Here is a 16,351-nt window from a genome sequence, read left to right on the forward strand (position 1 = left end):
GGCGGATGCAGTGGGTCAGGTGCCCGGCGTGTTCGGTCTCGCCTAGGCAGGCGTCGGCGCAGGAAGTACACACCTGGGCACACTCGAAGCAGGCCTCGATGCAGGTGGTCAGGGCGTTCATGTCGAAGGGGGACTGGCCGAGTTGCGGGTGCGTCTGCAGCATGCGGGTGATGGCGGAACCAGCGTTCTGGGTCATGGTGATACCTCCGGAGAACAGGGTGGGGAGTGGCTGTGGCTGGGACGTTCGGTTCCTATCGTGCAGAGCGGTGTGTTAAGCCCCTGTAAAGCGCCGCGCTCCCTCAAGGTTGGCTCAAGACGGGGGAAGGCCACAGCCGACGGGGTGGGCGACCACCAGCAAGCCCCCTCGCAAGAGGGGGCCTGTCCATGTCGTCTGGCTCAGCTGGCTGTGGCCGTGGGCTCCAGGCTGTCACGGAGACGCGTCAGCAGTTCCTCGCCGCGCTCGTAGCCGGGGCGCACGAAGACCATTGCCATGTTGCTCCAGTCCTGCACGGCCGCAACCTCCTGGCCACCTTCGTTCAGCTTCAGGTGTGGATACGCGCCGTACTCCACGAAGCAGCCGAATTCGGTGGCCACCTTCTCCAGGGTGAGGGTGCTCTGCTCGGTCCAGCGCACCAGATACGGCAACAGGAACGCGGGCTTGCCGCATGAGCCGCCCAGGCCCACCAGCGGCAGGCCGGCAACGGTGGGCACCTCGTCGCGCAGCTGGGCACGGGTCAGAAAAGCCTGGCGGTCACGCACGAGGGCGGGGCCAGTCTTCATGGAAGCAACGTAGGGGCCAACAGTGAGCTTGGTCATGGGTGTTCTCCTCAGGGGTGCGCGGAAAGTCGTTGACTTTCCGCGCAGATGGGCTTCAGGCGTGCGCGGGCAGGGAAGGCTGGGCAGTGACGGTGACCGCGTCCGGCTTCACGGGGGGACGGAAGCCGCGCAGCCTCAGGGCGTTGGACAGGACGAAGACGCTGGAAAAGCCCATCGCCGCCGCCGCGAGCACCGGGCTGAGCAGGAGGCCGAAAGCCGGGTACAACACGCCCGCCGCGACGGGAATCAGGATGATGTTGTAGGCGAAAGCCCAGAACAGGTTGAGCTTGATGTTGCGCAAGGTGGCGCGGCTCAGGGCGAAGGCGTTGGGCACGCCGCGCAGGTCGCCCGACATCAGGATCACGTCGGCGGTTTCCACCGCCACGTCCGTGCCGGTGCCAATGGCCAGGCCCACGTCGGCCTGAGCAAGTGCGGGAGCATCGTTGATGCCGTCCCCAACGAAGGCGACTTTGTGGCCCTTGGCCTGAAGCTCCTTGACCGCGTCACTCTTGCCGCTGGGCAGGACTTCTGCCAGCACCTCGTCAATCCCCAGCTGCCGGGCGATCGCAGTTGCGGTGCGCTGGTTGTCCCCGGTGATCATCGCCACCTTCAGGCCCATGCGGTGCAGGGCGTTCACGGCCTCCTGACTGCCTTCCTTGATGGGGTCTGCCACGGCGATGATGGCCGCGAGCCCGCCATCCACAGCAGCGTACAGTGGGCTCTTGCCCTCATCACCAAGCTGCTGCGCCTGCTGCGCGAAGACGTTCACGTCCAGCCCCAGCCGGGTCATGTAACGGTCGGCCCCCACCTGCACCAGGTGCCCGTCCACAGTCGCTTCCAGGCCATAGCCGGGCACGGCTTCAAAGGCCCCCGGCTTCAGGATGGTGATGCCCTCGCGTTTCGCGGCGTCCACGATGGCCCGGGCGATGGGGTGCTCGCTCTGCTCCTCCGCAGCAGCGACCAGCCTCAGGACACTGGCGCGGTCAAAGCCGGGGGCCGTGACCAGATCGGTCAGTTCAGGCCGCCCCTTGGTGAGCGTGCCGGTCTTGTCCATCGCCACCACCTGCACGTCCTGAAGACCCTCCAGCGCGCCCCCGCCTTTGAACAGCACACCCAGCTCAGCAGCCTTGCCGGTGCCGACCATGATGCTGGTGGGAGTTGCCAGGCCCATCGCGCAGGGACAGGCGATGATCAGCACCGCGACGGTCGTGATCAGGGCGAAGCTCAGCGCGGTCTGGCCGCCCAGGAGCAGCCACAGCAGGAAGGTCAGTGCGGCGATGCCCAGCACGACCGGGACGAAGACCGCGACCACCCTGTCGGCGAGACCTTGGATGGGCGGCTTGCTGCCCTGGGCCGTCTCGACGAGCTTGATGATCTGCGCGAGGGCCGTGTCCGCGCCGATGCGTGTGGCACGGAAGCTCAGGGCGCCGTTCTGGTTGATGGTGCCGCCCACGACGCCGGCGCCCTCCTGCTTGCTCACCGGGACGGGTTCGCCGGTGATCATGCTCTCGTCCACGAAGGAGTTGCCGCTGACGACCTCGCCGTCGACCGGGATCTTCTCGCCAGGCCGGACGGAGATCAGGTCGCCCACCAGCACTTCATCGGTGGGCAGGTCGAGTTCCTGCCCGCCCCGCACGACACGGGCCGTCCTGGCCTGCAGGGAGAGGAGTTTTTTCATGGCCTCGCTGGAACGACCCTTGGCGATGGCCTCGAAGTACTTGCCCAGCAGGATCAGGGTGATAACCACGCCCGAAGCCTCGTAGTACACGTGGGCGGTGCCTTCCGGGAAGATGCCGGGCGCGACCGTGGCAACCAGCGAGTACAGGAACGCGGCCGAGGTGCCGATCATCACCAGGGCGTTCATGTCCGGGGATTTCATCTTCAGGCTTTTCCAGCCCAGGCGGTAGAAGCGCCGCCCCGGCCCGAACTGGATCGGCACGGCGAGCGCCAGCATCACCCAGTTCAGGGTGCCCATCACGCCGTGTCCGAAGGAGTTCATCAGCCAGTCGTTCACCGCGGGAACAAGCATCGGTACCATGGCGATCAACATCAGGGGAAGGGCAAACGCCGCGCTGAACATCACCTGCCCGCGCAGGTGGGTGACTTCCCGCGCCCGCGCTTCACGTTCCTGGTCCTCGCGGCTGAGTCCAACTTGTTCCTCTAGGACCTCGTAGCCGGAGTCCCGAATGGCCGCCTTGAGTTGCCCGGGGCTCACGCTGGAGGGGAGGTACTGCACGGTGGCCCGCTCGGTGGCCAGATTGACGCTGGCAGCCAGCACGCCGTCTACCTTCTTCAGGGCACGTTCGACCCGGCCCACGCAGCTCGCGCAGGTCATGCCCTGCACGCCCAGCGTGGTGTGGCTGACGATGGGTTCGTAGCCCACGTCCTTCACTGTGTCCAGCAGCACCTGGGGCGTCGTGAGGGCCGGGTCATAGGTGACCGTTGCGCGCTCTGTGGCGAGATTCACGCTGGCACTCTCGACCCCCTCCACCTTCTTCAGCCCGCGCTCCACTCTCCCGACGCAGCTTGCGCAGGTCATGCCCTGCACGCCTATCTCGATGGTCTTGGTCATTTCTCTGCTCCTTCGATCCCCCCAGGGGGGATGTGAATGCTGTCATCATAGACCCTGGTACGGGGGGTTGGCAAGAGGGCTTGACGCATTCTATGTACCAGACGGTAATCTTCCAAGAGGATATTGACACCCAGGGGGGGAGGGTGTAGCCTGACTTCAGGAGGAAGACCATGACCAAGATTGAACTGGACATCACCGGCATGACCTGCGGGCACTGCCAGACAGGCGTGACCAAGGCCCTTGAGAACGTCCCCGGTGTCACCGGGGCACAGGTGGACCTGAGCACCGGCAAGGCTGTGGTGCAGGGCGACGCTGAGCCGCAACAGCTCATCGCAGCCGTCACCGAGGAAGGCTACGGCGCCCAGGTGGCGAACCCATAATGGCAGGGGAGACGACCGCTGCTGGGCTGCTGGACGTGACCCCCCCGGAGGGGGAACACTGCCATACAGGCCACACCCTCTGCATGCCAGAGGACAGCCGCAAGCGCGCCGCGCGTCGTCTCGCCATCGCCCGCGGTCACCTCGAGAGCATCCGACGCTCTCTGGAAGACCCGGACGTGTACTGCGTGGATGTCCTGCGGCAGATCAAGGCCGTACAGGGCGCACTGGACGGCGCGGCAGGCGTAATTCTGCGGGGCCATCTCGAAGCGCATGTGGCGACGGCTGCCACGCGCGGCGACGAGAAGGAAATCGTCGATGAGTTGATGGAAATCTTCAAGTACACCTGATCCCGCCCGGCACATTCCCGGGGGGTGGACGTGGGTCTGCCCCCTGTCCTTGAGAGGTTCACCATGCCAGAAGTCATCTTATACGCGACGCCCACCTGCCCCGACTGCCACGCCCTGCGCCTGTGGTTCGACCGGCACGGGGTGACCTATGAAGAGCGTGATCTGACGGACCCTGCCGTGGCGGACGGGGCAAAGGCGCAGTACGGCGTGCGCGTCGCGCCCATTACCGTGATCGGCGAGCAGTTCTTTTACGGCACCTTTGACCAGCAGCGGCCAGAGATCGAGGCGCTTCTGACCTGAATTTTACAGAGCCTGAACAGGCCCGGCCTATGTTGCCCGGATGGGCAGGAGAGACGCATGACGACGCAAGACCACAGCGGTCACCAGGGCCGTCAACACGCACCGGCGGACGCCGTTCTTGAAGTGGCGTTCCACGACTGCCACGACGCTTCGGAGTTTGCCGATCTGGAACGGAGCCTCGCGCGGGTCCCTGGCGTGATCTCCGTCCATATTGACCGCACCCGCGCGGTGGCGCACCTGGGGTATGACCCGGGAAGGGTCACCGAAGCCGGGCTTCGGCAGCACCTGCGTGAGGCTGGCTACAACTGCGCCTGCCAGGACTGCCTGCCGTCCTCAGTGCAACAAGGGCACCCGAGCGTCGGTCACGAGCACCACGGACATGAGGCATCCAGCAGCGGCGCAGGGGAACATGACCACGCGGCGATGGACCACCCAGGGAGCACTGGAGCGCCGGACGGACACGGAGCGGCCAGCCATGGCCCCCACACGGGTCACGACGCCCACGCCGACATGGGCCACGACGAACACGCGGGGCACGGCGCGGAGATGGTCAACGACATGCTGCGCCGCTTCGTGGTGTCGCTGATCCTCACCGTCCCGATCGTGCTGTACTCCCCGATTGGCGGGCTGCTGGGCTTCACGGCGCCGCCGCCCTTCGGCCTGTCGATGGCCTGGTTCGGGCTGATCCTCGCCACACCGGTCGTGTGGTGGGGGGGCTGGCCGTTCATCTCTGCGGCCTGGCGTGCCCTCAAGCGGCGCGAGGCGAACATGATGACCCTGATTGCCACGGGCATCCTGGTCTCATACGTCTACTCGGTCTGGGTCACGCTCTTCCTGCGGACGGATGAGGTGTTCTTCGAGGCCGCCGCGATGCTCACGACCTTCTCGCTGGTCGGGCACTGGCTGGAGATGCGCTCGCGCTTCGCCACGGGGCGGGCGGTGGAGGCCCTGTTGAAGCTGGCGCCAAGCACCGCCCGCGTGGTGAGGGACGGGCAGGAAACCGAGGTGCCGCTGGAGCACGTTGTGGTGGGCAATGAGATCGTGGTGCGCCCCGGCGACCGGGTGCCGGTGGACGGCGAGGTGGTTTCCGGCGACTCCTACGTGGACGAGAGCATGATCACCGGCGAGCCCATCCCTGTTCAGAAGACGGCGGGCAAGTCGGTGACGGGCGGCACCGTCAACCAGAATGGAGCCTTCACCTTCCGGGCGACGGCGGTGGGGGCAGACACCGCCCTCTCGCGCATCGTCCAGATGGTGCAGAACGCCCAGGCGAGCAAGGCGCCGGCGCAGCGCCTGGCCGACACCGCTGGAAAGTACCTGGTGTTCGTGGCCCTGGGCAGCGGCTTGATCGCCTTTCTGGTCTGGTCTCTGCTGGGAGCGGGCGTCGTGTTCGCCCTCACGGCCGCTGTCTCCACCATCGTCATCGCCTGCCCGGACGCGCTGGCGCTCGCCACGCCAACCGCCATCACCGTGGGCGTCGGCAAAGGGGCACGGGAAGGCGTGCTGTTCAAGAACGCCGCCGCGCTGGAGGGGACGGCCGGGGTGGACACCGTGATCTTCGACAAGACCGGGACGCTGACGGAGGGCAGACCCGCCCTGACCGACCTGGTGCCCACAGCGGGCGTGAATGAAAGTGACCTTCTGCACCTGGCGGCCTCTGCCGATCAGCCCTCGCAGCACCCGCTGGCTGAGGCCATCGTGAAGGCGGCCGGGGCCCGGGGCGTGACAGTCCGGCGTCCCCAAGCCTTTGACAGCATCCCCGGCCATGGCGTGGAGGCGACCGTCCAGGGCCAGCGGGTGCTGATCGGCAACCGCAAGCTGATGGACCGGGAGGGGGTGGAGGTCAGCTCCCTGGCGGGTGAGATGGACCGGCTTGCGGCGGACGGCAAGACGGCCATGTACGTGGCGGCAGACGGGCACCTGCTGGGCGTGGTGGCGGTGGCCGACCAGATACGGGCGTCGGCCAGGGTGGCGGTCATGGAGTTGCGTCGCCTGGGCGTGCAGACGGTGATGCTCACCGGGGACAACCGCCGCACGGCGGACGCGGTGGCCCGGCAACTGGGGATCGACACGGTGATCGCGGACGTGCTGCCGGGAGAGAAGGCCGCCAAGGTTCAGGAGTTACAGGGCCAGGGCCGCAAGGTCGCGATGGTGGGCGATGGGGTCAACGACGCGCCTGCCCTGGCTCAGGCCGAGATAGGCATGGCCATCGGGGCCGGAACCGATGTGGCCGTCGAGACTGCGGACGTGGTCCTGGTCAAGAGTGACCCGGCGAGCGTGGCGGTCGGCATCACCCTGGCCCGGCACGTCCGGGGCAAGATCGAGCAGAACCTCTTCTGGGCTGCCATTTACAACCTGCTGGCGATCCCTTTCGCGGCGGGCGTGCTATACCCGAGCTACGGCATCCTGCTGCGCCCGGAGTGGGCCGCGCTGCTGATGAGCGCCAGCACCGTGATCGTCACGCTCAACGCCCTATCGCTGAATCGACTGCGGTTTAACCGCCCCGCCGTGACGGCGGCCTGAGCGCTGCAAAAGAAGGGCCCCCACCGCAGATGGTGGGGGCCTGTACAGCACGCTTTAATGGTGGCTGTCGTGATCAGCTCCAGCAGGTTCGCCCGGCGCAAGATTCCGCGCTCCCGCCACACCAGAGCGCCGTGCCGGGAAGCTCACGCTGTTCGGGCCACGGCCGGTGGGAACCTGGGGGGCCGGTATGTCGCGCGGTAAGGTCCACCACCCAGAGCGTGTTCGCGGAGGTGTTGGTCACGTAGGTGTAGCGGCTGTTTGGCACGGCCGTGACGCCGCGCGTCCCGGCGCCGGCGGTGATGGTCGCCAGGACGCTGAACCGGACGGTGGATGGGGCATGATCTTCCTTGTGACCTCTTCCATGCCCGCGCGGCCCGCCGACCCGTACGCGGTGATCAAGGCCGAGTTGATCGCCCAGTTCGCCCTGGGTCCCGGCTCCCTGCATGGGCCGGAACACTGGCAGCGCGTCGAGGACACCGCCGTGCGCCTCGCCCAGTTGGGGGGAGGCGACGTCCAGGTGGCCCGCTGGTTCGGCCTGTTCCATGACGCGGCCCGGCACAGCGAGGGCACGGATTCCCGTCACGGCCACCGGGCGGCCGGGCTGGTTGACCGTTACCGGACCTGGCTGGGCCTCACCGCCACCCAGCTCGGGCTGCTGCAGTGGGCGTGCAAACACCACGCCAGCGGCCAGACCACCGACGAACCTACCGTGGGCGCGTGCTGGGACGCCGACCGACTTGATCTGCCCAGAGTCGGGATTCAACCTCAGGCGAGGTATCTGAGCACTGTGGCGGGCAGACAGCAGGCGCTGCGGCTGTTCCCCGCGGCGGCAGGCGGCCGTGAGCACCCCGGCTGAGTCAGGCGTCGACGCAAAGATCCCCGCCAGCGTCAGTGGAGGCCAGCGAGGTCCTCCAGGGTCGCGTGGCTGCGCCGTTGCTAACCAGGGAAGCGGCTGGTGAGCAAGTCTGCGCCGTCACAGCGAGTCTGAGGCGGTAGCGAGAACCTGTCGTGAGCAGTCTTGATCTGGTAAGTGCATCGGGCGCCTTCGGGTCGAGACGGTGGGGGGCTGACTCCTGAAGCGGACCAGTGGGGGGGCCGTCCCGCGGGACGGCCCCCCTCGTGCAGTGGCCTCAGACAATGGTGTCTGGGGCATATTCAAAACTGACACCTCACCGCCGCGCACTCGGAACTGGTCCCGCCTGAGGTGGGCGGCTCCAGCGGGGTTGGCCATCCCCCGCCCGCTTCGCCGTGTACATCGCCTGGTCTGCCAGACGCAGCAACTCATCGTGTTCCACCGCGTCGTCCGGAAAGGCAGCCATGCCGATACTCCACCTGACCTGGACCGGCTGACCGGCCACCACAAATGGTTGAGTGAATGCCTGCTGAACCCGGGTCATCGCCACCTCCGCACCCTGCGGCGAGCGCAGATCGGTCAGCACGACCGTGAATTCATCCCCGCCCAGGCGCGCCACCAGATCGCTGGTCGTCACGGTCTCCCGCAGGCGCTGACCCACCTGCACCAGCAGCGCGTCCCCCGCCGCGTGACCGAGCGTGTCATTGACGCTCTTGAAGCCGTTAAGGTCCATCAGCGCCAGCACCACGCGCTCGCCCACCTGCTCGGCACGGCGCATGGCCTGCACCAGATGCTGGCGGTGATGCATGCGGTTGGGCAAGCCTGTGAGCGGGTCGTTGAGGGCCAGATGACTCAGTTCATCCACGGCCCGGCGGAGGCTGAGTTCGTCCATCACCAGCGCCGCAAAATCCTCCAGGTCCGCCTCATCCTCGGCCGTGAAGACGCGGGGCTTGCTGTCGAGGACGCACAAGGTGCCCAGCTTGTGCCCGTCGGGCGTGACCAGCGGGGAACCTGCGTAGAACCGGATATGCGGATCATCCGTGACGGCGTCGTAGAGCCGCAGCCGCGGGTCACGTTGCGCGTCCGGAATGACCATGGTGCCGGGCTGCCCGATGGTCACCGCGCAGAAGGACTGGTCGATGGGGGTCTGCGTGCCTTCGAAGCCGACGCGGGCTTTGAACCACTGCCGGTCAGCGTCGATCAGGCTGGTCAGGGCCATCGGCATCCTGAAATGGCGCGCGGCCAGCCGGACGATTCGGTCGAATTGCGGCTCCGGATCTGTATCGAGAATGCCGTAGCGGTACAGAGCTTCAAGTCGAGCCTGATCACGGATCAGCCCATTTGTCGTGTCTGAAGTCGGCACTGGGGTCAGGGGCGATTGGGTCATTTGCCCTCCGGCATATTTAGGCACTTATTTTTTCTACTGGAACAACACCTCTGATGGATGTGACTTTCTTTGTCGGGGCTGAACTCTGACCTCCCCACGTCAGGTCACCTGTCCTCCAGCAGGGTCAGGAACGCCTGAACCACATGGGGATCGAAGTGACTGCCAGCACTCGCCTGGATATGTTCCAGGGCCTTCTCCCGTGTCCACGCCATCCGGTAAGGGCGGTCGCTGGTCAGCGCGTCATACACATCCACCACCGCGAACGCTCTGGCGGTCAGGGGAATCACCTCGCCCTTCAGGCCCAACGGGTAGCCGCTGCCGTCCCACTTCTCGTGGTGGTACTCCGGAATGTCCAGCGCCGAGCGGAGGAACCGGATCGGTGAGAGCAGCTCCACCGCGTGGCGGGGATGCTTTTTCATCTCCACCCACTCCTCGTCGGTCAGCTTCCCGGGCTTCAGGAGAATCGCATCCGGAACGCCCATCTTGCCGATGTCGTGCAGCAGCGCGCCCCGCCGCACATTCACGAGCTTCTCGGACGAAACGCCCAGCTGCTGACACAAGGCCACAGTCATTTCGGTGACCCGCCTGGAGTGGCCCTCGGTCTCCTCGTCACGCAAGTCGAGCGCCCTGGCCCAGCCTTCGATGGTCTCGTCGTACGCCAGGCGCAGCTCTAAGTTCTTGCGTTCCAGTTCGGTGAAGAGCTGGATGTTCTCGACCGCGATGGCGGCCTGACTGGCCAGGGTGCCCAGTAGCTCAAGCCACAGCGGCGAGAGTGGCAGCGCCTGGCGGTGGAGCACCTCGATGACGCCCACCACCTTGCCTCTGGTGATCAGCGGCACGGCGTAATACGCAGCGGACGTGAAGTCGTCATGCCGCAAGAGGTTCTGCTCGTCTGGGCTGAACCGCACCGTGCTCAGGTCCGGCAGGTGGAGGGGCTGGCCGCTCAGCGCGACCTGGCCGGCCAGCGCGAACCCGACTTTCACGCCGGAGCTCTGGAGGTTGGCTGGGGAAAAGCCCCGCAGCGCGGTGTACTCGAGGGCCAGGGTGTCGGGGTTGAGAACCAGGGTGCTGGCCGCGTCCACACCGAGTTGCTCGCACAGGTGGTCCACCACCAGACTCAGCGTCAGATTCAGATTGGCACTTGAGGCGATGGATTGATCGATGGCTCGCAGGCCGGTGATATGGCGCAGTTGTTGACGAAGATCGGTGTTGAGCGTCAGGATTTCCTGTTCGGCAGCGAGGCGGGCACCGATGTCATGCGTGATCGTGGCCACACCTATCACCTGGCCTGCTGTATCGCGCACTGGCGAGGCCGTTGTAGACACGGATATCCGGCGGCCGTCCTTGGCCACCCGGACCGTCTCGAACGGTTCAATCCGCTCATCTTGCGTGACCTTCTTGAAGTTGGCGACACTCTCCGCATACAGTTCTGGTGGGGTCACCAGCGTCAGCGCCTGACCGATGGCCTCGGTCGCGCTATACCCGTACAACTGTTCAGCCGCCCCGTTCCATGACCGGATGGTGCCGTCGAGGACGACGCCGACGACAGCAGCATGGCTGGCCTGGACGATAGCGGCCAGGAACGCCTGATCCTCCTCGGCCGCTTTGCGCCCGGTGATGTCGCGGGCCACGCAGTAGATCTGCGGATGGTCGGGAATGACCATGGCGTTCCACTCCAGCCAGACGGTGTGCCCGTCCTTATGGAGATAGCGGTTCTGGTACACGGTCGCGACCTGCTGCTCGGCCTTGCCCTTCTGCATCATGCCCGCACCCTCAGCGTGGGTTGCGATCAGGTCATCGGGATGCACGAGTTCGAGTAAGGAGCGGCCGATCAGCTCCTCAGGCGTGTGGCCTAGGAGGCGCTCGCACGCTGCATTGACGCTGATTACTGTGGCACGAGGGCCAATGATCGTGATCATGTCCAGCGACAGGTCCAGCGTGCGTTGCAGCTCGGCGGCAACCTGCCGGTAACGCGCCTCACTCTCCTCCAGCTGCTGGTGGGCACGCTTCTCACTGGTGATGTCACGCACCAACGTCAGCAGACACGCCTCCCCACCAATCGTGACCGGAACGACCGACACGACCGTGTCAGCCACCATTCCGGACTTCAGGCGGAACTGCACCTCGTGGCTGAGGACCTTTCCCTGTTCCCGAAGGATTCGCCCAACGTCTTCAAATTCCAGCGGATCGACCCAGAACTTCAGATCGTGCGGGGTACGCCCGATCATCTCCTCGCGGCTGTATCCGCTCACGCGCAGGAACTCGGGATTGACGTCGATGTAGTGGTGGTCGCTGATCCGGGCGACGACGATGGCCATCGGGGCGGCCTCAAATACGCTGGCGAAGCGCTCCTCGCTGGCCCGCTGCTCCTCCTGAGCCTGACGCTGCTCGGTAACGTCTCGGGTGAAGACCGAGACACCGTCCTCAGCCGGGTAGACGGTGGCCTCGATCCATCTGCCGAACACCTCGAGATGGCTGACGGCCTCGTGGCAACTGCCGGTGTCTCTGGCCCGCTGAATGGCCTGCACCACCGCCGAGTCTTCGATCTCCGGGAAGGTTGTGAGCAGGTTGTGCCCGGTGAGTTCTTCAGGACGCTTGCCAGCGATGCTGGCCGCAGCAGCGTTGAGGTAGGTGTAATTCAGGTGCTGGTCGAACGAGATGAAGCCGTCGGTCATTCGCCCGAGGGTGGACGTCAGCTGCCCATGAAGCTGGGCCTCGTGAAGCCTGGCTTCCTCGCGGGCCGTCACGTCATTCTGAAAGCCCACGAAGCGCGTGACCGTTCCGGTCGCGTCGCGCACTGGATTGAGGGTCAACTCGTTGTAGAACAGCGTGCCGTCCTTGCGGTAGTTGCGCAGGGTGATGGTCACCTGCTGCTGCTGCTCAATGGCCTGCCGGATCTCACGAACGCCGGGCTGATCGTGGTCGTGACCCTGCAGGATGCGGCAGTTGCGTCCGAGGAGCTCGGCAGCCGAGTAGCCGCTCAAGCGCTCGAAGGCCGGGTTGACGTACACGATCGGCTGGTCGTCCTGGAGCGCATCGGTCATCACGGTGCCGACAGCGGAAGATTCAATGACCTGGCGTAAGAGCTGAAGTTCGGATAGATGGACGGGGAGCTCTGACATCAGGGGGAAGCCTCTCTCGAGTGGACTGGTGCGCTGCTTGACGCAGAAGCGGAGAAGAGTAGACCCTCTGTACGGCAGACTCCCACAGCACGTCATTCATGGTTGTCACAATGCAGATTCCACTGGGCTGCGCTGTCCAATTTCGGTATCCCCCAACTGGACAATCTGACAGGAGAAGAGGTATGCCCCCGGTTCTCTGCATTCCTTTTAGGCTTTGCCGTGAAACTGAACCTTGGTGGCCCAAGTTGGCTCCAGATGCGCACTGCTACCCGGGCGGCCGATTTTGCTGTGCCCGCAGTATTGGCAGCTGTGTACCGCTTGACACCTACAGCTCAACAGGAACTTCCAATAGAACAGGTGAGGCGAGCAGGTCAACCAACCAGGTGTTCACGTCCACCAGTTCAGGCCCGGTAATTTCGTGCGCCATCTCGTATTCGCGGTAGGTGAAGGGCACGCCCAGGTCAGTGAGCAGGACCTGACTCGCTCGGCCATGATGAATGCCGAGTTTCGCGTCGTGCACGCCGTGCGCCACGAATACATTCGTCTGCTGAAGCTGCTTGGTCGAAGCGAAGTTCGGGCGTGCCTCGGGCAGGATCCGCCTGGAGAGCATCACCAGGCCGGCGACCAGCTCGGGCCTCGAGAGGGTCACGCTCGCCCCGATGATCGCGCCCTGCGAGAAGCCCAGCAGGAACACCTGTGCCGGATTGAAGCCGTGCTCACGCACCAGTCGAGGAAGCAGGGTGATCAGTGCTACGCGGCTCGCTTCCGCTTCGTCCGGGTTCGGGACCGGTTCTGGCGTAAAGCGCACGTTGAAGAAGGCAAACCCGTCCGGCCCGATCTGAAGGGGGCCCCGAACGCTGACGACCGCGAACCGCGGGTCGAGGGCGTCCACGAGGGCCAGCAGGTTGCGTTCGTTGCCGCCCACGCCATGCAGCAGAACCAGCACCGGGGCGCCCTGCATCGGGCCGGACCGTGGCGGCCGGAGTTCGTACGTCAGCGCAGTCACGACGTACGCTCCGCATGGAACCGCAGGGCGTTCCCAGCCGGGTCACGCACGTCAAGGCTGTGGTGTTCATGGGTGAACATCACTCCCGCCGCACGCAGGCGGCTCTCGAGTTCATCAAGGTCCTGCGCTTCAGGCAGGTTCACGTTCACGCGCAGCAGCCCGCTGGATCCCCGGGGAGCGGGGGCACCATGTTCGCTCTGCCAGGTGTTCAGCCCAAAATGGTGGTGGTACCCGCCCACGGAGATGAACAGGGCGCCGGGCCAGCGAGACACCACGTCGAAGCCCAGCACGCCGCGGTAGAAGGCCTCCGTCGCCTGGAGGTCGGTGACCCGCAGGTGCACGTGCCCGAGGGTGGTCCCTTCAGGCAGGCTGTCGAAAGGCGTATTCGCGCCGGGCTCGGCGAGCAGGCTGTTCATGTCGATGGGGTCGCCGGCCATCTGCACCTGACCGTCCTGCCAGCGCCAGGTGTCGCGCGGACGGTCGCGGTACACCTCGATGCCGTGCCCGTCCGGGTCGTTGAGATAAAAGGCTTCGCTGACAAGGTGGTCACTCTGGCCGGTGCGCAGGCCCAGTCGCGCCGCATGCTGGACCCAACGGGCCAGGTCAGCGCGGGTGGGAAGCAGGACCGCGAGGTGGTACAGGCCGGGTGAGGATGGGGGGGCGGGGTGCGCGCCCGGACGGGTTTCCAGAGCAAGCAGGGGGCGGTCAGGAAGGCCGAGGGTGACGCGCTCAAGGGTGGAGGTCAGCACGGTCATCCCAAGGAGCTGCCGGTAGAACGTGACGCTGCGGTTCAGGTCCGCGACGGTGAGTTCAATGGCGCCGAGCGTGAGGTCCGTGCGGGTCAGGGTAGGGGTGGGCAACTGAGTCATGGAGCGCTCCTTGGGAGGGGGGACAGGACCATCACGAGTATGGCGGTCCTGGCAGATCATCGCGTCGGTGCAGTGGGGACGCGCCCAGGCTTCAGACGAGGAATTTCCAGGTGCTGGTGAAGTTCGTGTTCTGGGTGAATTGCAGCTGAGTCCCGAGGAACCCGAGGCCTTCAAGCCGACGGGCACGCTCCAGGGAACCCGCGTCGATGCCGCGCAGCCCGCCTGCATTCGCCAGTTCGACGATGGCCGTTATCGCGGCCCTGTCATCCCCGGCGATCAGCACGTCCAACGACTGGCCGGCCACGTGCCCCTCCACCAGTGTGCCGGCGAAGGTGGTATTGAAGGCCTTCACGACGTGGCTGTCAGGGATGAGCGTCGCGGGTTCTTCTGCAGCGCTGGTGTGGCCACTGATGGGCAGGCCCGTGAAGTCGGCGGTGAGGGGATTGCTGATGTCCACCACGACCTTGCCGGCCAGCTGATCTCTGAGCTGCTGGGCGAGGTCCTGTACAGCCGTGTGGGACACCGCGAGCACAACCACGTCACTGGTCAGCGGCTGATCAAGCGTGGTGGCCTGGACCGTGACGTTGGGGACGCGGCCTGCACTTCAGCCGCGAGCGTCTGGGCGTCGCTGGGGTTGCGGTCGATGATGGTGATGGTGTTCCCGCCGCGGGCAGCGACGTGCGCGATGCCACGGCCCATGTTGCCGGCGCCGATGACGGTGAGGTGGGTCATATGGGTCTCCTTGAAGGGTGAATCAGGGTGAAGGGAGGGGGTTGTCGTGGAGGCGGGTGAAGGTGCTTGAATGGCTGAGGCGCGGGGCCTGCGGGTTACGTTCCAGACGGTCGCGCCGAGAACAGCAGCGGCCAGGAGCGCGAGAGTGATGGGAAGCATCCGCCCGGGTTAGGCGTTCCTGGTGCGAAGGGTATCGATGGCGTAGCGGCCAGCACCCGTCAGGGAGAGGGTGACGGTGGCAGCCAGCAGCGCGAGGGGGAATTCGACGCCGTTCGGGTTGAAGAAGCCGGCCTTGACGTGAACGAGGAGGAGCGCGCCGAGCATGTTGAGGGCGAGGAGGGGAGCGGCGATGCGGGTGAAGAGGCCCGCGACCAGGGCGGCGCCGCCCAGCAGTTCGATGAAGGCGATCAGGGGTGCGGTCAGCCCGGGGAAGGGGGCGCCCATGCCGGTGAAGGCCTCAACGGTGCCGGGCAGGGTGTAGATGGCGATCTTCTGGTAGCCGTGGGCAATGAAGATGATGCCGATCACGACGCGCAGGACGGCCAGAGCGATGTCGACGCGGTGAACGGTGGCGAAGGTGCGGGTCTGGCTGGCTTCTTGGGTGGTCATGATGTGCTCCTTGTACGTGCAAACGATAGGCGTGATAACGAGTATTTGACCGGAGAAAAGACTCAACGCGTCGTGGTCGAGTTCTGCCCAGCAGCTTCCTGAAGCAGCGTGAGCAGCAGGCTCAGCCGCTCCGGAGACAGGTGTTCGAACTGCTGATGGTGCAATGCTGCGAGCGGCGCGTCGAAGCGGTCCACCAGGGCCCGGCCTTGTGGCGAAAGGCGGGTCAGGACGACCCGGCGGTCGTGCTGGTTCCGGACACGCTCCACCAGATCCTGTTTGTCTAGGCGGTCGAGCAGCCGGGTGACGTCGGGATCCTTGTTGAGCAGTCGCTGGGCGATGTCGCCGCAGGTGAGAGGCTGGTCTCCGGCTCCACGCAGGATCCGCAGCACGTTGAACTGGGTGACGCTCAGGCCTTCGCCCTTGAACAGCTCTTCCGTATCGTCATGGAGACGGACGGCAAGGGTCTGCAAGGCGAGGTACGCGGCGTGTTCCAGATTGGCGTGTGGGATGTCGGGGGCAGTCAGGGTCATGGTCTTCCTTTGACGTTGGTCTTTAATAATTTACTCGTTATAACGAGTAATGTCAAGCGGACGTTTCGTAGGTAAAAGAGAAGGGCTGATCCTGTCTTTCGGGAAGCTGAGATCAGAAGCAGGGTTAACATCGGCTCCAACAGCGAAAAATCCGCGACAACGGATGTTGTGCATCGTCCTGCCCCAGGGACAACCGAAGTTAGCTCTGGGATCTGGTAGAAAGCGGATGTCTCCGGCCCCCTGACGGCCTGACACAAAGTATGAGAAAGCGTCCCCGGTAGGGGACACTTTCTGTTTGTGACAAT

At 65.4% G+C, this 16,351-nt stretch carries 16 protein-coding genes; 5 read left to right on the plus strand and 11 right to left on the minus strand.

Going from position 1 to position 16,351, the window contains the following annotated elements:
* From IEY31_RS17770 to IEY31_RS17780, 3 genes are all read right to left on the minus strand, one after another.
* A partial coding sequence (locus IEY31_RS17770) for a four-helix bundle copper-binding protein (RefSeq protein ID WP_188974295.1) occupies positions 1-196 on the minus strand: 196 nt, incomplete at its 3' end.
* Positions 197-396: 200 nt separating this feature from the next.
* The gene (locus IEY31_RS17775; protein ID WP_188974296.1) at positions 397-816 is read right to left on the minus strand and encodes a hypothetical protein; all 420 of its coding nucleotides are present in this window, start codon (positions 814-816) and stop codon (positions 397-399) included.
* Between the two features lie 55 nt (positions 817-871).
* Positions 872-3,388: a heavy metal translocating P-type ATPase gene (locus IEY31_RS17780; RefSeq protein WP_188974297.1), complete on the minus strand. Its 2,517-nt coding sequence runs from the start codon at positions 3,386-3,388 to the stop codon at positions 872-874.
* 170 nt (positions 3,389-3,558) lie between these two features.
* On the opposite strand from IEY31_RS17780, the gene IEY31_RS17785 reads away from it, so the two are divergent.
* From IEY31_RS17785 to IEY31_RS17805, 5 genes are all read left to right on the plus strand, one after another.
* On the plus strand, positions 3,559-3,768 hold the full coding sequence (locus IEY31_RS17785; protein WP_029482154.1) for a CopZ family metallochaperone: 210 nt from the start codon (positions 3,559-3,561) through the stop codon (positions 3,766-3,768).
* Between the two features lie 83 nt (positions 3,769-3,851).
* On the plus strand, positions 3,852-4,115 hold the full coding sequence (locus tag IEY31_RS17790; protein ID WP_188974298.1) for a metal-sensitive transcriptional regulator: 264 nt from the start codon (positions 3,852-3,854) through the stop codon (positions 4,113-4,115).
* Positions 4,116-4,178: 63 nt separating this feature from the next.
* Positions 4,179-4,415: a glutaredoxin family protein gene (locus tag IEY31_RS17795; RefSeq protein ID WP_188974299.1), complete on the plus strand. Its 237-nt coding sequence runs from the start codon at positions 4,179-4,181 to the stop codon at positions 4,413-4,415.
* A gap of 57 nt (positions 4,416-4,472) precedes the next feature.
* Positions 4,473-6,938 (plus strand): heavy metal translocating P-type ATPase, encoded by a 2,466-nt coding sequence (locus IEY31_RS17800; protein ID WP_188974300.1) that lies wholly within the window; start codon positions 4,473-4,475, stop codon positions 6,936-6,938.
* A 337-nt stretch (positions 6,939-7,275) separates the two neighbouring features.
* Positions 7,276-7,794 carry an HD domain-containing protein gene (locus tag IEY31_RS17805; protein ID WP_188974301.1) on the plus strand — a complete coding sequence of 173 codons (519 nt, stop codon included), beginning with the start codon at positions 7,276-7,278 and terminating at the stop codon, positions 7,792-7,794.
* 313 nt (positions 7,795-8,107) lie between these two features.
* Here the strand turns inward: IEY31_RS17805 and IEY31_RS17810 are convergent, their stop codons facing one another.
* The 8 genes from IEY31_RS17810 to IEY31_RS17845 form a co-directional block, all read right to left on the minus strand.
* A complete protein-coding gene (locus IEY31_RS17810; RefSeq protein WP_188974302.1) occupies positions 8,108-9,178 on the minus strand; it encodes a sensor domain-containing diguanylate cyclase in 1,071 nt (356 codons plus the stop codon).
* Positions 9,179-9,282: 104 nt separating this feature from the next.
* Positions 9,283-12,222, minus strand: coding sequence for a PAS domain S-box protein (locus IEY31_RS17815; protein WP_229723758.1), 2,940 nt, complete (start codon positions 12,220-12,222; stop codon positions 9,283-9,285).
* Between the two features lie 403 nt (positions 12,223-12,625).
* Complete coding sequence (locus IEY31_RS17820; protein WP_188974304.1) at positions 12,626-13,306, minus strand: alpha/beta hydrolase; 681 nt, start codon at positions 13,304-13,306, stop codon at positions 12,626-12,628.
* Positions 13,303-14,175 carry a VOC family protein gene (locus IEY31_RS17825; RefSeq protein ID WP_188974305.1) on the minus strand — a complete coding sequence of 291 codons (873 nt, stop codon included), beginning with the start codon at positions 14,173-14,175 and terminating at the stop codon, positions 13,303-13,305. The genes IEY31_RS17820 and IEY31_RS17825 overlap by 4 nt, the downstream gene beginning before the upstream one ends.
* Positions 14,176-14,266: 91 nt before the next feature.
* Complete coding sequence (locus IEY31_RS17830; protein WP_188974306.1) at positions 14,267-14,707, minus strand: NADPH-dependent F420 reductase; 441 nt, start codon at positions 14,705-14,707, stop codon at positions 14,267-14,269.
* 14 nt (positions 14,708-14,721) lie between these two features.
* The gene (locus tag IEY31_RS18960) at positions 14,722-15,066 is read right to left on the minus strand and encodes a 3-hydroxyacyl-CoA dehydrogenase NAD-binding domain-containing protein (RefSeq protein ID WP_268238977.1); all 345 of its coding nucleotides are present in this window, start codon (positions 15,064-15,066) and stop codon (positions 14,722-14,724) included.
* A 9-nt stretch (positions 15,067-15,075) separates the two neighbouring features.
* Complete coding sequence (locus IEY31_RS17840) at positions 15,076-15,516, minus strand: DoxX family protein (RefSeq protein ID WP_188974308.1); 441 nt, start codon at positions 15,514-15,516, stop codon at positions 15,076-15,078.
* Between the two features lie 62 nt (positions 15,517-15,578).
* Positions 15,579-16,046, minus strand: a complete 468-nt coding sequence (locus IEY31_RS17845; protein WP_188974309.1) for a MarR family winged helix-turn-helix transcriptional regulator — start codon at positions 16,044-16,046, stop codon at positions 15,579-15,581.
* Positions 16,047-16,351: the final 305 nt, after the last annotated feature.

The organism is Deinococcus aerolatus (genome assembly GCF_014647055.1).
GTDB lineage: Bacteria > Deinococcota > Deinococci > Deinococcales > Deinococcaceae > Deinococcus > Deinococcus aerolatus.